This window comes from Staphylococcus sp. FSL W8-0774, assembly GCF_038006785.1.
GTDB lineage: Bacteria > Bacillota > Bacilli > Staphylococcales > Staphylococcaceae > Staphylococcus > Staphylococcus pasteuri.
The window spans coordinates 1,332,860-1,354,708 of record NZ_JBBOVW010000001.1 but is presented as its reverse complement, the minus strand read 5'-3'; the positions used below and the strand labels follow the sequence as shown (position 1 = coordinate 1,354,708).

Below are 21,849 nucleotides of genomic sequence, written 5' to 3'. Positions count from 1 at the left end.
CTAATCTTTGAACTCCGTCTAATGCTTGTTTCGCATTATCGACAGCTTGAGTTGCTTGAGATACATCACTTTTATTAATTGTTGGGTTATTAGTTCCAGCAATGATATTTTCAGCATTTTGTAAAGCAGTGTCATAATCTTGTTGTTTGTTAGGTTCAGCATTAATATATTGACTGTTTGCATGAATATCATTTTTGTCAGCAATGCTTTGACGTAACGTATCCATTAATTGATCAAGTGCTTGTGCTTCTGTTAAGTCATTATTAACAGCTGTTCTTGTAGTTTCACTATCTATTAATGCATCTTCCATATGTTTTTGAGCATCATTTAAATAAGATAACTGACTAACTATTTGTTTAGCATGGTCTTTGTCGTTTTGTAATTTCACATCACCATGTAACGATTGCTTAGCATTGTTAACTGCTTCAGTAGCTTGATTAATAGTATTTTCATCTAACGTAGCAGTTTGTTCGTTGATGATATATTGCGCATGTTGAACTGCTTGATCATAGTTTTGTTGTTCTGTTGGATCTTCATTAATGTAAATACTATTAGTTTTGACTGTTGCGTTATCTTGTATGCTTTCTCGTAAACCATGCATAGCTTGATTTAGTGTATTAGCATTTTGTTCAATTTGGTGAACATCAGTCACTAATGGCGCACTATTCACTTGTTGTATTAAAGCTTGTTTTTGTGGATCGTTTAAATCAACTAGTGCATTAATTGCTTGTTCAGCATTGACTTTTGCATCTTGTAAGTTTTGATCACCATTTAATGCTTGTAACGCATCTTGAACACGAGTAATTGCTTGCTCTACTTCTGTTTGTGATGCATTTTGACCCGTTTGTGGGTTAATGATACTTTCTGCATTCGCAATTGCATCAGTGTATGCTGTCTGTTTATCATTATCCGCATTTGTAAAGTTACCTTGTTGTTCAATGTCATTATGGTTAGCAATAGCTTGAATTAAATTACCCATTGCACTGTTTAAATCTTGTGCAGTTTGTAAGTGTTGATTCACTGTAGCTATGTCTGACGATTGAGTAATTTGAGCTTCTAAAGCTTGGACTTGAGCTTGATTTAAATGGCTCAATTGTCTAAGCGTTTCAGTAGCTTGTTGTTTAGTATTTGCAAGATTTTCATCACCATCAAGTGCTACTTTAGTTGTGTTTACTTGAGATGTAGCTGAATTGATATCATTTGAATCCATGATTGGTGAAGTAGCTTCGTTAATGATATTATTTGCTGCATTTACTGCATTGTTATAGTCATTTTGACGTTCATTTGTCGCATCATGATAGTCTTCAGAAGCTAATGTGTCTTGGTTATCTGCAATACTATTTCTCAATTGTTCCATAGCTTGGTCAAGCGCTTGAGCGTTTTGTTTTATTGTTAAAACATCTGTAACTAATGGTGCTTGGTTAATTTGAGTATTGTAATTTTGCTTTTGAGCATCGTTAAGATGTTGTAATTGATTAACAAACTGAGTAGCTTCTTGTTGAGCTTGAGCTAAGTTTGTATTACCATTCAACGCTTGTTTCGCATTATTAACTGTATTTGTTAAACGTTCAACTGCATCTTGAATTTCATTTGTGCCAGCATGTTGATTTAATACATTTTCAGCATTAGCAACTGCTTGGTTATACGCTTCTTGATTTTGTTGATCAGCATTTAAATAATTACCATCAGTTAATGTTTGTGCATTGTCATTAATTGATTGAGCTAATTGATTCATTGCTTGATCAAGGTTTTGAGCAGTTTGCTTAACTTGATTTACTGTTGCAATATCTGGTGCTTGTTCAATTTGAGTTGTGAGTGCTTGTTTTTGAGCATCGTTTAAATGAGACATTGCATTAATTTCTGTATTGCCATTTTGCTTTTCAGTAGCAAGTTTTGCATCACCGTTTAACTCGTTATGTGCGTTATTAACTTGGTTTATCGTGTTCTCGATGTCACTAGCAATTAACGTTGGATTAGATGTTTGATTAATAATAATTTCTGCTTGGTTCACTGCATTCGTGTATGCTGTTTGTTTGTCTGCATCAGCATCGTGATAATTTTCACTACCTAATACTTGATCTTTATTAGCAATGCTTTGTTTTAATTGATTCATTGCATTGTTAACTTCTTGTGCAGTTTGTTTAATTTGGTTAACAGCATCAATAGATTGTGCTTGGTTAATTTGTTCAGTAAGTGCATCATGTTGTGGTTGATTTAAATCTTGTAAAGCACCAAGCTGAGTTGTTGCTTCTTGTTTAGCTTGATCTAAGTTTTCATTACCATTAAGGTCATCTTTAGTTTGATTAACATTTGTTAGTGCTTGATTAACTTCATCAACGTTTAATACAGGTGTTGGTGTGCCATCTACGATTTGTTGAGCATGATTTGTAGCGTTGTCATAAGCAACTTGCTTACTGTTATCTGCTTGAGTGTAATCAATTGATTGCGGCACTTGACTATTAGCTTGAAGTTGTTGTTTCAAGTTACCCATTGCAGTATTTAAATCATTAGCAGTTTGTTTTACACGATCAACATCTGGAACTAAACCTGCTTGAGTTACTTGTTGTTTAAGCGCCTCTTTTTGAGGTGTATTTAAATTAGGTAATTGATCAATTATTGTTGTCGCATTTTGTTGTGCGGTTTGAAGATTTTGATCCCCATTTAATTCGCCTTTAGTTTGAGTCACTTGTTGTAATGCTTGAGTTACTTCTTGTGGATTAACTATAGCATTTGGAGTTCCATTAATAATTTGTTGAGCATGATTTACTGCATCAGAATATGCTGATTGTTTATCTTGATCTGCATTTAAGTAATTACCATTTGTAATCACTTGGTCATGATTTGCAATACCTTGTTTTAAATCAGCCATTGCTTGATTTAAATCTTGCGTTGTTTGTTTAATACCATTGACTTTATCAACTGTAGTAGCTAAATCTACTTGTTGTTTTAACGCTTCTTTTTGAGCTTGGTTTAACTCACTTGCATTTTCAATAGCTTGAATTGCTTCATTTTTGGCATTTTGAACATTGTTATTACCATTTAATGCTTGTTTCGCATCAGTTAATTGTTGTAATGCTTGTTCAACTTCAGTTTGAGGTACATTGCCACCATTAGCTTTATCTAAGATATTTTCAGCATGTGCAATAGCAGCATTATATGCATCTTTCTTATCTTGATCAGCATCTGTGTAATTGATGTTGCCTAATATTTCTGTCTTATCTTGTAATCCATTAGATAAGGCTGTCATAGCATTATTTAAGTTTTCCGCTACTTGTTTGATTTGGTTAACATGTTCGATATCTGGTGCTTGATCAATTTGATCAGTTAGAGCATGTTGTTGTGCACTATTTAAATGATCAAGTGTAGTTATTGTTGCTTTTGCATTTTGCTTTTCAGTTTCAAGTTTTTCATTACCATTTAATGCTTGAGTCGTTTCTTGAACTTTCGTTAAAGCGTTAGTCACTTGAGTTGGATCCATTGTTGGACTAGCTGTTTGATTTAATAAATCTTGTGCAGCAGAGATAGCATCGTTAAATGCTGCTTGTTTATCTTGATCGGCATCGTGATAGTCTTCGCCTGCTAAAATATCGTCTTTGTTAGCGATACCTTGTTTCAAGTTTGTCATAGCTTCGTTAAGCTTTTCAGCAGCTGTTTGAATCGCATTTACATCTGGAACTGCTGTAGCTTGTGTGATTTGTTTATTATATTCATCACGTTGAGCTTGATTTAAGTTTGGTAATTGATCAATTGCATTTGTAACTGTTTGTTTAGCATTAGCTAAGTTTGTATTACCGTTTAATTCGTCTTTAGTTTGATTAACATGGTTAAGCGCATCAGTAATTTCACTTGGTGTTACAACTACATTTGGAGCTCCGTCAATTAACTGTTGAGCTTGAGTGACAGCATTGTAGTATGCAGTTTGTTTATCAGTATCAGCATTTGTAAAGTTACCATCAGCTTTAGTTTGATCTTTATCTGCAATACTTTGTTTCAATTGTGTCATTGCATTATTTAAGTCTTGAGCAGTTTGTTTAATACCATTTGTTTCAGCAACAGTTGTAGCATTATTCACTTGACCTTTTAATACATCTTTTTGAGCTTGGTTTAAGTCACTCGCATTATTGATGAGTTCAGTTGCTTCGTCTTTAGCTTGTTGAACGTTTGCATCACCGTTTAATGCTTGTTTAGCATTGTTGACTTGTTGAATTGCTTGTTCAACTTCAGTTTGAGATACGTTACTGCCACTAGCTTTATCTAATATATTTTCAGCATTTGTAATAGCTTGATTGTAAGCAGCTTGCTTTTCAGGATCAGCATCAGTGAAGTTAACTTTTGATGTTGTTAAATCTTTATCGGCAATTGCTTGTTTTAAACCAGCCATAGCATTGTTTAGATTTTGAGCATTGTTTTTAATTTGATTTACTTCATCAACTGATGTTGCATGACTAATTTGCTCATTTAAAGCATGTTGTTGTGCATTATTTAAGTTATCAAGTCCACCTACTGTTTGATTAGCCTCTTGTTTTGCTTGGTTCAGATTATCATTACCATTCAATTCATTTTTAGCGTTTGTCACGTTAGTTGTGGCTTGATTAATAACAGTCGGATCTAATGATGGATTAGAAGTGTTATCAATAATATCTTTTGCACTATCAATTGCATTGTTATATGCCTCTTGTTTATTTGGTGACGCATCTAAGTAGTTTTGATCATTCTTAGTTGCTGTATTATCTGCAATACTTTGTTTTAAATGATTCATCGCTTGGTCAACGTCTTGAGCTTTTTGTAAATTAGCTTGAACTTCTGCTACATTCGATGAATTTCCAACTAATTGTTTAAGTGCTTCTTTTTGAGCATCAGTAACATTAGTTAATCCATCGATATTTGTTGTAGCTTGTTGTTTAGCGTTATTTAAGTTTTGAGTACCATTTAAATCATTCTTAGCTGAATTAACTTGGTTAGTTGCAGCTTCAACTTGTTCTTTAGTTAGATTTGTACCTTGTGTAGGGTTTAAAATATTTTCAGCATTTGTCACTGCATTTGTATAATCAGTTTTCTTATTATTATCAGCATCTAAATAATTTTGACTATCTAACGTATTGTCTTTGTCAGCCAAGCTTTCTTTTAATTTAGTCATAGCTGTGTTTAAATCTTGAGCATCTTTTTTAATTTTCTCTACTTCAGCAACTGTTTGAGCTTGATTAATTTTTTGAGCTACATTTTCTCTTTGAGCATTATTTAAATTATCTAAACCATTTAATTCTTGAGATGCATTATTTTTAGCTTCATTGACTTTTTGCGTACCGTTTAACGCTTGTTTAGCAGTATTAATTGCTGACAGTGCTGTTTCAACTTGAGTTTGGTTTGCATTAGAACCAGTTGTTGGGTTCGTGATGCTTTCAGCACTTGTTATTGCGTTAATATAATCCTGTTGTTTAGCTGGTTCAGCATCAGTGTAATTGATGCTTTGTTTAACATCAGTTTGCTCATTAACAGCATCAATTAATTGCCCCATTGCTTGATCAAGTGATGAAGCAATAGAAGTAACTTGAGTTACTGTTGCAATATTTGCAGCATCATTTATTTGGTTAGTAAAGTCAGTACGTTGTGCTTGATTTAAATGAGTCAGTTGATTTAAATCTTGTAATGCATTTTCTTTAGCACGTGTTAAGTTAGCGGCACCATTTAAATCAGTTTCTGCTGTTTTAATTTGTTGCATAGCTTGTGAAACGTTTGAAGGATTAAGTTCTGGTTGAGTAGTTTCACTAACAATACTTTCAGCATGATTAATCGCATCGTTGTAGGCTGTTTGTCTATCGTTATCAGCATCGACAAATGGTTGACTTGTTTTAACTGCTTGTTGATGGCTTATTTCTTGTCTTAAATCAGTCATCGCATTGTTAAGTGCATTTGCATTTGACTTGATATTAGCAACTTCATCAAGTTGTGTAGCACTGTTAATTTGGTTTGTAATACTTTGACGTTGTGCATCAGTGAGATCTGTTAAATGACTTAGTGCTTCTGTTGCTTCTTGTTTCGCATTTGTAAGATTTGTATTACCATTTAATTCATTTTCAGCACTGATTACATTTTGTGTAGCAGTATTGATGTCTGCTGGATTTGTAACAACATCTGGCGAACCGTTAATTAAGTTTTGTGCGTGTTGGTAAGCATCAGTATATTTACCTTGTTTCTCAGCACTTGCATTAGTGTAATTACCATCAGTAACAATTGTATTATGGTCAGCTACAGCTTGTTGTAATTGATCCATTGCAGTGTCTAATGCATTAGCATTATTTTGAAGGTCAGTAACAGCTACTACATTTTGAGCTTGGTTAACTTGCTCTTTTAGTGCATTTTTCTGTGGTGTATTCAAATGTGCTAAGTTTTCAATTGCTTGTGTTGCATCATTTTTAGCTATTTGTAAGTTTTGAATCCCATTTAATTCACTAGCAGTTTGAGTAACGTTTTGAATTGCTTGTTCAACTGCGTTTTGATCAGCATTTGTGCCACTCGTTTTGTCTAAAATACTTTCGGCATTTGCTACTGCTCCAGTATATGCATTTTTCTTATCTGTATTAGCATCTAAGTAGTTTTGATTGTTTAAAGTTTCATCATTATTCGCGATAGCTTGTTGTAATTGTTGCATAGCTGAATTTAAGTTCTGAGCAGTTGTTTTAACTTGGTTAACGCCATCAACTGTAGAGGCACTATTAATTTCGTTAGTTAAATGTGCCTTTTGTGCATCGTTTAATTGATTTAGTGTACCTAAGTTATTCAGTGCATCAGCTTTCGCTTCACGAACTTTAGCATCACCATTTAAATTGTCTTTAGCTGTAGACACTTTATTAGTTACCGCTTCAATTTGTTCTTTATTTAAGTTACCACCGTGTGCATTATCTAAAATACTTTGCGCTTCAGTAACTGCATTTGTATAAGCATCTTGGTTAGCTTGATCTGCATCAGTAAAGTTAACACTATTTTTCACTGTAGCTTGATCATTAATACTATTTTGCAATTCGCCCATCGCAGTATTTAATTCGTTAGCTGTATTTTGTGCTTGAGCGACTTGTGCAAGTGTAGTTGCATTAGTAATTTGTTCAGTTGCTGCATTTGTTTGTGCAGTGTTCAAGTGATTATATGTTGCTAATGCTTGTTTAGCAGCTTCTTTAGCTTGAGCAACTTTTTCTTCACCGTTTAATGCATTTTTAGCAGTTGTAACTTGATTTAATGCTGCTTGAACTTGAGTAATATCTGCATTTGTACCTTGATCTTTACTTAAAATTGCATTAGCTTGAGTAACTGCATTTGTATACGCTTGTTGGTTAGTTGGGTCAGCTTCAGTATAATCAACGCTTTGTAATACATCATTATTATCGTTAATACCTTGCTGTAACTCAGCCATAGCTTGGTTTAACTGTGTCGCAGTATTAGATACTTGCTCGACGTTAGCAATTGTTGGTGCATTGTCGATTTGAGTCGTTAACGCTGCTTTTTGAGCATTGTTAAGTGATGTAAGTTGTTCTAAGGCATTTTTAGCATTTGTCTTAGCTATTTCAACATTTCGGTCACCATTTAATGCTTGTTTAGCACTTTGAACATTTTGAATTGCTATTTGAACATCAGCATGTGATGTATTCGCGCCATGTTCTTTATCTAAAATACTTTCTGCTTCAGCTACTGCATTATTGTATGCTTCTTGATTAGCTTGGTCAGCATTAGTGTAGTTAACCTGTTGTTTAGTAGATTCTTGATCTTGAATCGCTTGAGCTAATTCGCCCATAGCATTATTCAGTTGAGTCGCATCATTTTGAATAGTAGTTACATCATTCACATGAGTTGCACTATTAATTTGATTAGTAATACTTTCTTTTTGCGCATTTGTTAAATGAGATAATGTATTTAAGTTTGCTTTCGCATTGTTTTGGGCATTAACAAGATTTTGAGCACCATTTAATGCTCCTTCTGCAGTTGTCACTTGTGTTGCTGCTTGAGTAATTGTATTTGGATCCATTGTTGGCGTACCAGTTTCATTAATAATGTTGTTCGCATTATTAACTTGAGCATCGTATGCCTGTTGCAAGTCTTGGTTTGCATCAGTATAGTTTTGACTTGATTTTACTGTTTGTTCATTAGCAACACTATCTCTTAATGTTCTCATTGCATCATTCAGTGTTTGTGCATTAGTTTTAACTGTTTGAACGTCATGTAATGTTTGAGCATTTTGAACTTGTTCTTTTAGATTTGCTTTTTGAACGTTATTCAATTGTGCTAATCCGTCAATCGTGTTGTTAGCATTTTCTTTTGCGACACGTAAATTATTATCACCATTTAACGCATTATAAGCATTTGTTACTGAAGTTGTAGCATTGTCGATATCTGTTGGTACAAGAACAACATTATTTGTACCATTGATAATAGATTCTGCATTAGCAACTTGAGTGTCATATGCATTACGTTTATCGTTATCTGCATTGATATAATTTCCGTTTGTTAAAGTTTCTGCTTTGTTAGCAATCGATTGTCTTAAGTTACCCATTGATGTATTGAGTGTTGTTGCTAATTGCTTAACGCCATTTACATCTGCAACACGATTACCACTAGTAACTTGAGCTTTTAAAGCGTCTTTTTGACCAGTATTTAAGTTAGTGCTTTGATCAATTGTATTGATTGCACTTTGTTTAGCTTGATCTAAGTTTTGTTGACCGTTTAATGCTTGTTGTGCTTGAGTAATTTGGTTAACTAAAGTATCTACATCTGATTTAGATGTATTTGGTCCAGTCGCTTTGTTTACAGTTGCTTCAGCAGTTACAAGATACATATCATAATTTGATTGATTTTGTGAATCTGCGTCTAAATAGTTTTGGCTATTTTGAATATTATTTTTATTATCAACTAGTGTTTGTAATTGTCCCATTGATGTATTTAATGCATCAGCATTTAGTTTTACTTGTTCAACGCCAGCAAGATTAGTTGCTTGGTTGATATCATTTTCTAATGCGTTATGTTGAGCAGTAGTTAAATGATTTAATGTACCTAAATGTTGAATAGCTGCTGTTTTAGCATCATTAATTTTATGATCACCATTCAATTCATTTTGTGCATTAGTAATTCTTTGTAATGCTGTTTCTACATCATTTTGTGGTGTGTTAGGACCTGCATCTTTATTTAAAATCGCTTTGGCAGCTGCAATCGCTTCATCGTATGCTGTTTGTTTATTAGTATCTGCATCAGTGTGATTTTCTGTTGCTTTTACTTGATTTTCATTATTAACAGCATCTTGTAAGTTATTCATTGTAGTGTCTAAACTTTGAGCAACTTGTTTTGCTTGTTCAACTTGGCTAATATTTTGAGCATTAGTGATTTGAGTATTTAAGTTATCTTTTTGTTGGTTAGTAATATGAGATAACGTATCTAAATACTGTTGTGCATTTTGTTTAGCAGCTGATAAGTTTTCGTCACCGTTTAAATCGCCTTTAGCATGAAGCACTTGTTGAGCTTTCGCATTAATTGTATCAGCACTCATCTCTGGTTTAGTTGAAGCATTGATGATGTCTTCAGCTGAAGTTACTGCGTTATTATATGAATTTTGATTATCAGGTGATGCATCGTTATAATCTTCACTATTTCTTACAGTATTTTGGTCAGCAATGCTTTGTCTTAATGTATCCATCGCGTGGTCTAACGTATTCGCATTACCTTGGATACTTTGAACATCTGCCACTGTTGTACTGTTATTAATTTGAGTTGTTAAATGATCTTTTTGAGCATCAGTTAAATGAGTTAATTGTGATAATGCTTGTTTAGCAGTTTGTTGTGCTTGTTCTAAATTACGGTTACCGTTTAATTCGCTCTTAGCTGTATTCACTTTAGCAATAGCTGCATTAACTTGGTCTTGAGTTTTATTAGGACCGTTTTGAGCTAGGATTGCTTTAGCTTCATTAACTGCTGATGTGTAATTAGTTTGTTTATCAGATGATGCGTCTCGATAATTTTGACTATTTAATGTGTCATTTTCGTTGCTAATAGCATCTTGTAAGTTACCCATTGCAGTATTTAAATCGTTGGCAGATTGTTTCACTGAATTAACGTTAGCAATATTAGTTGCATCATTAATTTTAGAAGTGATGTCTGCTTTTTGAGCATTATTTAAATGAGATAGTGTATTCAACTCATTGTTTGCTTGTTGTTTTGCTTGTTCAAGCTTTTCTTCACCGTTTAATGCAGATTCTGTTGATGTAACTTGGTTTATTGCTTGTTTAATTGCATCAACAGTCATTGTTGGTTGAGTTGTTTCATTAATGATTTGTTTAGCAGTTGATACTGCTTGATTGTAGTTATTTTGCTTTTCAGTATCTGCATCTAAGTAATCTTCGCCACGTTTCACCGCATCGTTATTCGCAATAGCTTGTTGTAAGTTACTCATTGCCATATCTAAATTAGATGCAAGTTGTTTCACTGCATTAACAGTATCAACTTGATGGGCATCATTGATTTGTGTTTGTAACTGTTGACGTTGAGCATCATTTAAATGCGTTAATTGATCGAGTGCTGTTTGAGCTTCTTGTTTCGCATTGTTAAGGTTATCAGAACCATTTAATGCAGTTTCAGCCTGAGACACTTGTTGTAATGCGTTAGTTACATCATTAGGTATTAACGTTGGATTTTGAGCGTTGCCATTAATGATTTCGTTAGCTTGGTTATAAGCAGTATCATAATCATTCTTCTTATTAGTATCTGCATTGACATAGTTGTCGTCTTGAACTAATTGAGCGTGGTTAGCGACACCTTGTTTTAAATTGGCCATAGCTGTATCTAAAGCAATTGCATTTTGTTTAATATCATTCGCTGCTAGTACATTTTGAGCTTGCGTTACTTGTTGTGTTAAAGCGTTCTTTTGCGCTTGATTTAAGTCATTAGCGTTAGTAATTGTATCAATCGCTTCTTGTTTAGCACGTTGTAAGTTTTGCTCTCCATCTAAGGCAGCTTTAGTTGATTTAACAGTATTTGCTTTTTGATTAATAGCGTCAGGAGACATTGTTGGACTATTTTGTTCTCCAATGATGCCTTTAGCTGCGTTTACTGCATTATCATAATTTGTTCTGTTAGAAGATGTTGCCTCAGTATAGTTAATACCAGTTTTGATTGAATCATTATCATTAATGCTGTCTCGTAATGCTGTCATAGCAGTATTTAATGAGTTAATACTATTTTTAATTGTTTCAAGACCAGCATGATTTGATGCAGCATTAATTTGCTCTCTAAAGTTATCTTTTTGAGCTTGGTTAAGACTTGTTGCATGTTGTAATGCTTCTAAAGTTGGTTGACGATCTAAAGTTAAACCAGCTCTTGCTTGATCTAACTCAGATTGAGCATTAGTTGCTAGAGTCACTTTATCATTGATAGTTTGAACTGATGGTTGGCCAGCAAGTTCTTGATTCACTGCATTTAAAGTTTGACGTGCTGCTTCTAATTTTTGGTTATATTCATTTAGTGAAGCGGTTGTCATACCAACAGTATCAGTTGGTTGATTAATACTTTGCTCTAACGCTTGTTTAGCCGCTTCTAGTGGTGCTTTGTCTGGTGTTAGATTTGTTATTGCTTGATCTAATTCAGATTTAACACTGTTAGTTTGGCTTGTATTTGTATTGATTTCTGCTACTGAAGGACTGCCATTTAATACTTGAGTAATAGCATTTAGTTTTTCTTTCGCTGCAGCAAGTTTTGTATTAAATGCATTCACTGTATCTTGAGTCATACCAGTTGTACTTGTATTTTGAGCTTGAGTGATGCTTTGTTGTAACTCATTTTTAGCTGTTTCCAACGGTGCTTTATCTACAGTTAAACCATCGCGTGCAGTATCAAGCGCAGATTTAGCGTTATTAGCTTTAGTAATGTTGTCTCTAATTGTAGCGACATCTGGATTACCATGAAGTACTTGAGTAATAGCTTCTAAAGTTTGTTGTGCAGCATTTCGTTTTTCATTAAAGTTAGCGACAGAATCTGCAGTCATACCAGTTGTGCTTGTCGAACGGTTAATATCATTTTCTAAATCATTTTTCGCTGCTTCTAACGGTGCTTGGTCTGGCGTTAAGTTAGTAATAGCTTGTTTTAAGTTATTGTATTGAGTTTCAACTTTAGCTTTTTCAGCTGCGATGTCTTGGTCAGTTGCATCTCCATTATCAATGACTTGTTGTGCGTTATTTGATTCAGCTTGAGCCGTTTGTTTAGCTGTTTGGTAAGCATTGATTGATTCTTGAGTCATACCATCTGTTGATACAGATTTATTTATTTCCTCATCAAGTTTAGCTTTCGTTGCTTTTAATTCACTGTTATCTGCTAAAGGTTGTAATTGATCGATAGCTTGAGTGATTTGTTCATTGACTCTATTTACTGCAGTCATCGCATCTTGTACTTCTTGTACAGTGCGAATTGGTTTATTAATGACGGCATTCGCATTGTTACGAGCACTAGTTAAATCACTATTAAGTGCTTGCATTGCTTGGTTGTAAGCTGTAATACTAGCTGGTTTCTTATCAGTAGTTGAACCAGTTCTATCAAGTTGTTGTACTGCTTGTTGTAATGCAGTAGTATCAGCAGTTAAATTAGCTTTTGCTTCGTTAAGTTCAGTTAATGCAAGTTCTACGCTTGCTTTTTCATCAGCAATTTCTTGTTCAGTCGCATCACCATTATCAATCACTTGTTGTGCATTAGTAATAGTTACTTGAGCCACTTGTTGTTTCGTATTGTAATTATCAATACTTTGTTGAGTCATACCGTCTGTTGAAGGTACTTGATCAACAGCTGCTTGTAAGTTGTTTTTCGCTGTTACTAGTTCACTATTATCAGCTTTATCTTGTAATAATGCTTTTGCTTGATCAATTTTCGTTTGAGCTGCTTGTACTTTTGTTAAAGCAGCACTAACTTGTTGAGGTGACGCAAATTGATCTTGAATGACTTGATTTGCTTCAGCTTTAGCAGCATTGATTTGTTGCTCGGCAGCTGTCATTGCTTGGTTATATTGATTAATACTTGATGGTTTTTTACCGTCAGTACTAATTGCATCATCTAAATGTGTATTAGCGGCAATTAACTCACGCTTATCTGATTTCGTAAAGATTGTTTCTGTAACTTCTTCAGTACTACCATCGTTATAAGTAATGATGACAGGAATTGTTGTTGTGCTACCGCCATCTAAGTTTGTAGGCATATTTGTACCTTGTTTGATAGCAGCATTTTGTTTGTTATTAACATGTACAGCATTGTTGATTTCTTCTGCAGTAACATTGTCGCCGAATTCTTTAATAATTTGATCCGTTGTTACTGTGTGCTCTGTTGGTGATGGTAATGTTCTAGAATTAGAACTTGCTGCATTACCAGAACCTGCTTTAGCAACTGCTGTTACTTCTGAATTTGGCTTAATTGTATTAGCATTAAACGTTACTTTACCAGTTGTACTGTCTAATGTAATGTAACTTGGTTGACCAGCTATAGACCACTTGCCGTTTGCCCCTTTAACAACATGTAATGTTTTATTTTGTTCAGTACCATTAGCAAGTTTTTCAGTGTAAGTAATATCAACAGCATTTGTTGGGTTAACTAAATTGCCTGTTGGGTTATTAGGTGTAATGTCTAATTGACCATTGTCCCATGCAGTAGATAAAACTTGATTCGGTTGTGGTGCTATAACTGTGAATTCATCACTTGGTTGTTCAGCACTAGTTAATTCTCCACTACCTTGAGTTGCGATAACTTGAATTGTATCAGCTGGGTTAAATGTTCCTGCTGCAACGGTAATTCCATTACCAGTACCTACGAGTCCTGCTACAGTATGAGCAGTTTGCTCCTTAGTCCAAGGGCTTCTATTATTATTTCTATTAAATGAAGTAATTACATTTCCATTACGTTTAATTACTAATCTATCGGCATAAGTTGTAACATTACCAGAACTTGTATTAATACGTTGATCATTACCTGGTGCAATTGTTAATACACCCTGAGCTGTTTCACTGATAGTTGGTTTAGTTGGTTGAACTTTTTTAACAATAAATTTAGCTGGTTGAGATGTCGCAAATGTTCGACCATTGTATAAAACATCATATGTAGCATTTACTACTTTAGCTGCATTTGGTTTGTTCATAGCTGACCAGCTTGCATTATTAGTACCAGTTGCAGTTTTGTTCCAACGATATGTGAACCCGTCAGTAGGTAGGCCATCACCATTTTCATTATGAGCATATTGAGAAGCATCAATGCCTGACGCAAATGTTGTACCTATTGTTGTTGTATATTCACTTTGAGGGAAATCAAATTGATATACATACACTTTTACAGGTACTTGCACTGGTGTAGGTATACCAGGATAATTTACGTTAATTGTTAAGTTTTGTACGCCTGCAGTATTAGAAGTTGGTGCAGAATTATTAGCCCATTCAGCAGTAATTCCTGTTGTATTTTGATTTGGTTCAAAAATTATATAATTAATAGCTTGAGTGCCGTGAGTAAGATTTGTACCCTTTTTATCACGAGCAGGACTAATTGCGACTGCTGATGGATAAATTTTGACTGGTATATCAACAGTTCTAGTGCCTTGATCGTTTGGTAATGTGACTGTAACTGTTTTAGTAAATGAGCCTACATTATTTTTCCAATTATCAGGATTATCTTGCCATGTAGCTGTTGCGCCACTTGGTACATTCTTAATAAAACGTTCTGCATGATCAAAATCAAAGTTATTTCCACCTTTAACTAATACTGCTCCTTCGTCAATAGCTTGTAACTGTGGTGTTACTCGAACACTATCACTATCTAACGAATCTACAGTTTCAGAGTGTCTTTCATTTGTAACTTGGCCACGATCATTTATAGATGTGTAAGAAAGATTACCTTCTGACAACGTTGCAGTAGCTTTAATATCACCATCAGGTAATGCATCAGAGACAGTAACGACTAGTGTACGATTGTCGCCAAATTGTGGGTTTGTAATTGTTAATGGTGTGCCATCTGCTTTAAATAATTGGACTGTTGAATTTGGTAATACATTAGATAACTTAACCTCTTGATTTGTTAATCCAGCTTTGTAACTTACAGAATTTGCATCAATAATTGGTGGGTCTGGACGTACTTTAGATAAGAATCTAACATTTTCAGTTTGACCATTAGCATAAGTTACACGTACTAGTCTAGTTTGGAATCCTATTTGACGTGTATTTGGTCCTAAGCCATTATTGCCAATAAACTCAAATCTCATATTTTCAGGTTGGTTAGACCATGAGTTATTAATAGGTTTTAAAAATTCTTTAGGGTTGTTGACGTCAGTAATATCAGGGAATGTTCCCAATTTAGGTGCAACAAATACTTGTTTAGGCACAGTCTTTACAACCATATACGATGATTCTTTTTCAATTGGTGAAGTTTCACCATCAAATAAAATATTAGCTCTAACTGTGATGCTTTCACCTATTTGAGCATTATTTTTATTAGGTGTGTTATTTGGTAACCATGTGATTGTCGCATCAGGTACAGGGTCTCCATTATCTAATGTGAAGAAATCACTTGGAGCTGATCCTTTACCACTAACAAAATTTTGACCTTGTATTGTAAATTTTGGTGAAGCAATCACATTATAAAGAATGTGCTTAACTGATACGGTTACAGTTGATGAAGTTCCATCTGTATAAGTTACTGTAACAGTTACATCAGCATTATTACCGCGTCTACGAACATTACTTACAGTTTTACTTTGAACTTCATTTGTTGATGCTGTGGCATAACTTCTATTAGGTACTATTTCTGTCAAAGTAACTGAGTTTGTAATAGCTTCTTGGTCCTCTTGTGAAATACTCGCATTATTGCTAATATTAGCGATTCTGACTGGATTTTGAGCTGTAGAAGTTGTTGAAACACGATATTTATCTTTTAATGGTTTGATTGCTATATTGAATGAATGTTCAGTACTATTACCGCTTGTGTCTGTTGCAATTAAGTTAATTGCTTTAGATGTTGAACTAGTTACATTCGGTATTGTAAACGACGCTTGTTGATTATTATTTGATACATTCCCCGTTAATTGCGAGGTAGGTGCAACTGTAACATCTTGCAATGCATAATTATCATTAGCAGTAATATGATTTGTATATGTTTCCCCAGAATAAACTTGCTGATTATTTGAATTTTCAACTGAAATCGTTGGATTAACTTTATCACTTGGAACAAAGTACACATTAATAGTGTCAGTTGTACGATCCATGTTTGAACGTAAATATTCAATATAAGGTTTAGGACCTGTAGGTGATAAATATAATTGAGCTCGATAAATCGAATGATGTGCATTGCTAATTGTATTGTTTTTAATAACTTTATCAATAGTAAATGCACCTGCACCATTAATAGCTGGTTTGTCTACATTCACTAATGTTGAATTTTGACTATTGTTACTCAAATTAGAATAAGTAATTGTTTGTCCACCGATACCGGTATTAGTTGTTACAATATCAAGTACTTGAATAACTTGGCCATCGAGTGTATATAAACTTTGACCATCTGTCTTTGGTGTAGATAAAGAGTATCCTGTTGTATTAGATGCTCTTCTACCAGCTTCTGCAGCTTCTTTTTCAGTACCGACAATGTTAGTTCTTAAACCTGGAATATTAGTATTAGCAACTAATAAGTTTAATACTTCATTTGTATTAAAATCTTGGCCTAAAGTAGCGTCATATCTATAAATTAAAGATTTATGATCAGGTGTCCATTCAAGTCCCCCATCAGTTGGTCTATTTGCTATCTTAGGATTAGTCCAACTGACTTGGTAATCATTTGGAAAGTCAACCCAACGAAGGAATGACATATTATTCAAATTAGATGTAAATGTCTTAACTAATCTATCTTTAGATACTGTCACAGTTACAGTACTTACACCTTGTCTAGCATCAGGGTTATTTACAGTGATGTCATTTTCTGTTAATGGAAGTACTTGACTATTAGCATTAATAAACGCTTGTTTAACGCGAGTAACTTCTTCATCAGTTAATTGATAATTTGATACTCTATATACCCTTTGATCATCTGTTGGTTGTTGAACATCTATAACTTTTAAAGTTAAAGTTAACGGTGCTTGAGTTTGATGATACGCATTAGCAGCTAGAACTTGATAGTCATATGTTCCTGCATCAAGACGTGAAATTTGTGATGCAGTAGGTAATGTATTATCCCCTGAAATATTGTAAAATGAATCATTTGGTAACGCAGATCCATCTTCTAGCGCAAAATATTGTTTTAAATCACCAATATTATATGATTGCCCTTTAGCGATAACAATTGTAGCTTGTTTTAAATTATCTCCACTAGCAAATGCTGTATTTCTAATAGGATTGTAAGTGATTATATCTGAAGCAGGCATGTTATCTGTAGACCCATCTAAATAAGTAAATCTAGCAGAACCATTTGAATTAACAACAATCTGATTTCTTTGAGCTAATTTATCTATTATAGTTGCATTTTTGCTTCGAAGCGCTTGTAATATTTTAAGTATATTTTCAAGATCTGTTACCGATCTTGGATCTGATACTTTTATCTTTTCAGCATTATCTAGACCTATAGGTTGAAAATCTTGACTCATTTCTCCAACATCTATTGATATTTGCTTACCTTGGCTTATGTTGTTTGCGTTATCAGTTGCTGTAATCGTAAAAGTGATGTGACTATTAAAAGCCTGATTATTAGGTATAGTACCTGATATACTTAAAACTCCTGTTCGTCCATCTGAATTTTTAACAAAGTTAGATGTCCATCCACTAGGTAAATTTGTAATATTAGTACTTTTAAGACCAGAACCATATTGTTCATCTGACACATTCACAGTAAAACTAACATTATCTCCTCTATAATATTTATTTTCCTTATTTATTGGGTTACTAATTGTTGGTGATGTAACATCTGGTAATATTTCTACTTCATTGCCCCAATTAGATTGAACATTTTTATTATAAAAAACTATTGCTTTAATATTACCGCTTTTTGGTAAAGGTAGTATATTGTAACTATCTTTGGAAATAGTTATAGTACTATGTTCTCCGTCAGCATTACCTGTTGCCAAAATATTATAATTAATAGGAACAGTATTTGGATCATTTGTACCATTACGTCCTAACGGTCCAGTATTGATTAAATATACAATTGCTTTAGGATCTAGTGGTACGTTTGAGACTACTATATCTTGTTTTGTGCCACCTTTACCACGCAATTCCTCAGCTGTTGTATCGATATGAGGTGGCTCTGGTTTTACTCTTATTTCAAAAGTTTGTTCTTTTTTACCAAATCTAACTGTTCCAAAATAATCACCAGGTGCAAGCGTTCCAACTAATTCAATATTCTTTTCATAATTTGTATTCACACGATCTACAGAATTTTCAATTCTAAGTGTACTTGGGAAACCGCTTATAGTCCAATCATTATCAGTAAAAGGTTCATTACTAACCAAATTAATTCGTAATGGTTGATTATGTACAGTTTTATTTCCTACTTGTGAAGTACTATTTTGCATTTCACCAGGATTTACTGCAAATACTGGGTGATTAGCTGCTTTAGATATAGGTTGTTCTCCTCTGTCTAAAGTTTCATCATTTGTAAAGAAATTGATAATATTACGAACAGCGGGTTTGACAGTTAATTGGGCAGGTACAATTGTTTCTTCATTTCCAGCTCCATCTTGAATATCAAAACCAATCATAAATTTAATAGGTCTACCAGTTCTTGCAGCTTCTTCTAGTGTACTATCGTTAAACATTTGATGTACTTGGAATGAATTTAATGGTGATATAGAGCCTGGTGTTCTTTTATGACTATAATCGACACCTGCTGGGAAAAACCCTAAAACACGATTGTTCGGTGAAGCTACATAACTAAGTGGATCAGTAACAAAATCATTACTATTTTTTGTACCATCTAAAACGTATCTCGTTACATCCATTCTTCTATCTGGATCATATGCAGTTACTGTGTTGCCTAAATGATAAGTACGATTGATAGTTTGGTATAGGGATTCTGTACGTTTTGTTAATTCAGATCTTGGTTCAACATATAATTGGTTGTACATAAACAGTTGGTTGTATTCATATGCACGTCCCCCTGCTGCATAATAAAGTCTATCTGCTGTTGGGCCTGTTGTTTTAAATTGGATAGTATAACTATTTTCACCATGTCCAATAAAAGCATATATTTTATCTAACCCGGGTATTTCACTTGGCTTTTCTTTATTTAATAATTTAAAGTTTTCTAACCCAAAGTTTTTAGCGGTTTCGCTTGCCCCATTCTGATTAAAGTAATCACCTGCTCTAGAAAAATCAGTAAAACTTCTTATTTGAAAAGTTGGGTCATCATAAAATGTATGGTTTTGGATTGGGCCTTGAACAAAACTATCGGCTGCTCCATTGTCAAGCGATCTGGTATTTTTCCAAAATTCTGAGAGAGACTTATCTTCAAAACTACTGAAAGAATGTGTGCCTTCTTTGTTTAAAATACTAAAAATTGTTCGCCCGACTGGAGTTTGTCCTTCAGGTAAACCAAACCAAAATACCATATGTTCGTGATTCCAATGACTTTTATTGAACTTAATAGTCCATTCATAACCGTCTTTTACTTGTTTTGTATAAACTAATGCAATTTCTTTTGTATCAGCTGCACGTAAGGTATTCCATCTTGGATTAGGTAGATGGATAGGTGGTACACGATTTGATGCACTTATGTATGTACCTACTGAATACCCCGAGCCATCGTTGTTATTAGTTACATAATATGCAGAATTAGCATTTTGATAATCTGAGCCAGATTTTGTTTCTACTGCACGTTCTTCTATACGGTGATTACGTCGTACTTGAGCTTGTCTTTTAGGTAGAGTTTTAATAGTTGCAACAGCTTGTTCTAATTCTTTATATGCTAATTGCAATGTTTTATTGTCTAATGCATCATTACTTCCTAATAATAAATTAATTTTATCGAATGCTGCTTTTATTTGATTGAAAGCCCTTTTATCAGCTTTTTCTCTATCAACAAAGCGATAATCATGGTAATTTGCATCAAAAAATGCTTGTAAAGCATTTTTATCAATTTGTGAAGGTTGAGCATTGTCATTGTTATTATTTAGGTCAATTTGACGTGAGCTATCTTCAACATGTGCAGTTAATTTATTCTCAGCATGATTAAGTTGTTCGTTTTGTAATGTGTTACCCTGCTCTAAATCAGATGAATTTGTAACTTCTTGATTCTTATTTACATTATTTTCTGAATTTTGAAGCGGTGCTTTAGAACTATTTTGTTCTGATTGATTAGATTTCTTTGAATTTGCTACTTTTGTGAACTCTTGACTTGAGTTATCGATAGAAGTTTCTACATTAGTATTTGCTTTATCGGTTGTCTGTGAAATTGTATTTGTTTCTTGTTTAGCTAAATCAGATGTGTTTGACTGTTGTCCATCTTGATGCTGATAAGTTTGATTTTTAGGTTGCACATTAGAACTTGTTTCTTCAGCTTGTGCATTAGATGCGTTAAATCCTAAAAATACTAATGTTGCGATTACAGTTGAAAATGTACCAACTGTGTATTTACGAATACTAAACTTCTGTAATTTCTCACGATTGTTCACTTTTATTGTTCACTCCTTGTCTTGATGTTGTTTCGTAGATGTAATGTTATGTATATATAAATAATTACAATAACGCTATTTATCAAACAATGAATTCTAAATATTCCTCGAAATCGCTTGTAAAATTATATACATACACAATATGGTATTGAACAATTTATTTATGCTCCAAATTATAATAGCATAAAACATTATGATTTTGTATTAAAATTTATTTATTATTCTAAATATAATGATTCTAAGTCACAAAATTTTAAAAAAGACCCCATATGGATATTCTTATCAATAAGATTATCCATATGGAGTTTAGATTGCTTTGTCTTATAAATGACTTGAAATATATTTTCCTGAAACGTATAGTTCGTGTTCATTACAAATAGATAGAATATGATTTAATGTTGTGGCAAAAGCCATATCCATAAATAATTGTTCACTATCTAAAGGAACTTCTGTATGAATTTCAGCTAAACGTTTAGATAAATGTAATTCATTCATATTGTCATTAATTTTATTTCTTTGTCCGGGTGTTAAAGCGTCAATTTGATTGATGACTTCTTCTACACTGCCATATTGTTGAATTAATTTAATAGCCGTTTTCTCGCCTATCCCTTTTACTCCAGCATAACCATCTGCAGTATCACCCATAAACGCTTTAATATCAATTAATTGTTGAGGTTCTAATTGATATTCTTCATTGAATCGATTTAATGTGTAACGATTATAAATATTAAATCCTTTTTTAATTAGCCATACTTCCACATTTTCATTAATACATTGAAGTAAATCTCTGTCGCCAGTAATAATATAAACGTCATTATCTGTTGAATATGATTTTGCTAATGTTCCTATCACATCATCTGCTTCGTAATTAGTAACACCAATATTAACGAAGCCAAATTGATCAGAGATTTCTTTTACATAATCAAATTGAGGTATCAATTCCTCTGGAGGTGCTGATCGATTTTGTTTGTAACCACCAAACATATCATTTCTAAATGTTGATTGTCCCATATCCCAACAAACAGCCACGTGAGTTGGTTGAATTTCTTTGATAGCAGAGAAGATATGGCGAACGAACCCTTGAATGCCGTTGGTAGGCACGCCTTTTGAATTATACATGAATTGACTGTGTAGACTAGTTGCAAAAAAGTGTCTAAACAATAATGCCATGCCATCAACGAGTAAAACTTTGTTAGGCATTTTGGTAATCC

The 21,849-nt window shown here is 33.6% G+C and carries 1 protein-coding gene and 1 pseudogene; both read right to left on the bottom strand.

Annotated elements, in window-relative coordinates:
* Window positions 1–28 precede the first annotated feature (28 nt).
* A pseudogene (gene ebh / locus NSQ15_RS06570) lies at window positions 29–20,503 on the bottom strand (hyperosmolarity resistance protein Ebh); the annotation flags it as partial.
* A gap of 456 nt (window positions 20,504–20,959) precedes the next feature.
* Entirely contained in the window at window positions 20,960–21,838 is an 879-nt protein-coding gene (locus NSQ15_RS06565; RefSeq protein WP_070453772.1) for a 5'-3' exonuclease, read from the bottom strand.
* Window positions 21,839–21,849 lie beyond the last annotated feature (11 nt).

Excerpts from the sequence above, each read along its gene's own strand:
- NSQ15_RS06565 (WP_070453772.1), bottom strand. The coding sequence starts at position 21,838 with ATGCCTAACAAAGTTTTACTCGTTGATGGCATGGCATTATTGTTTAGA.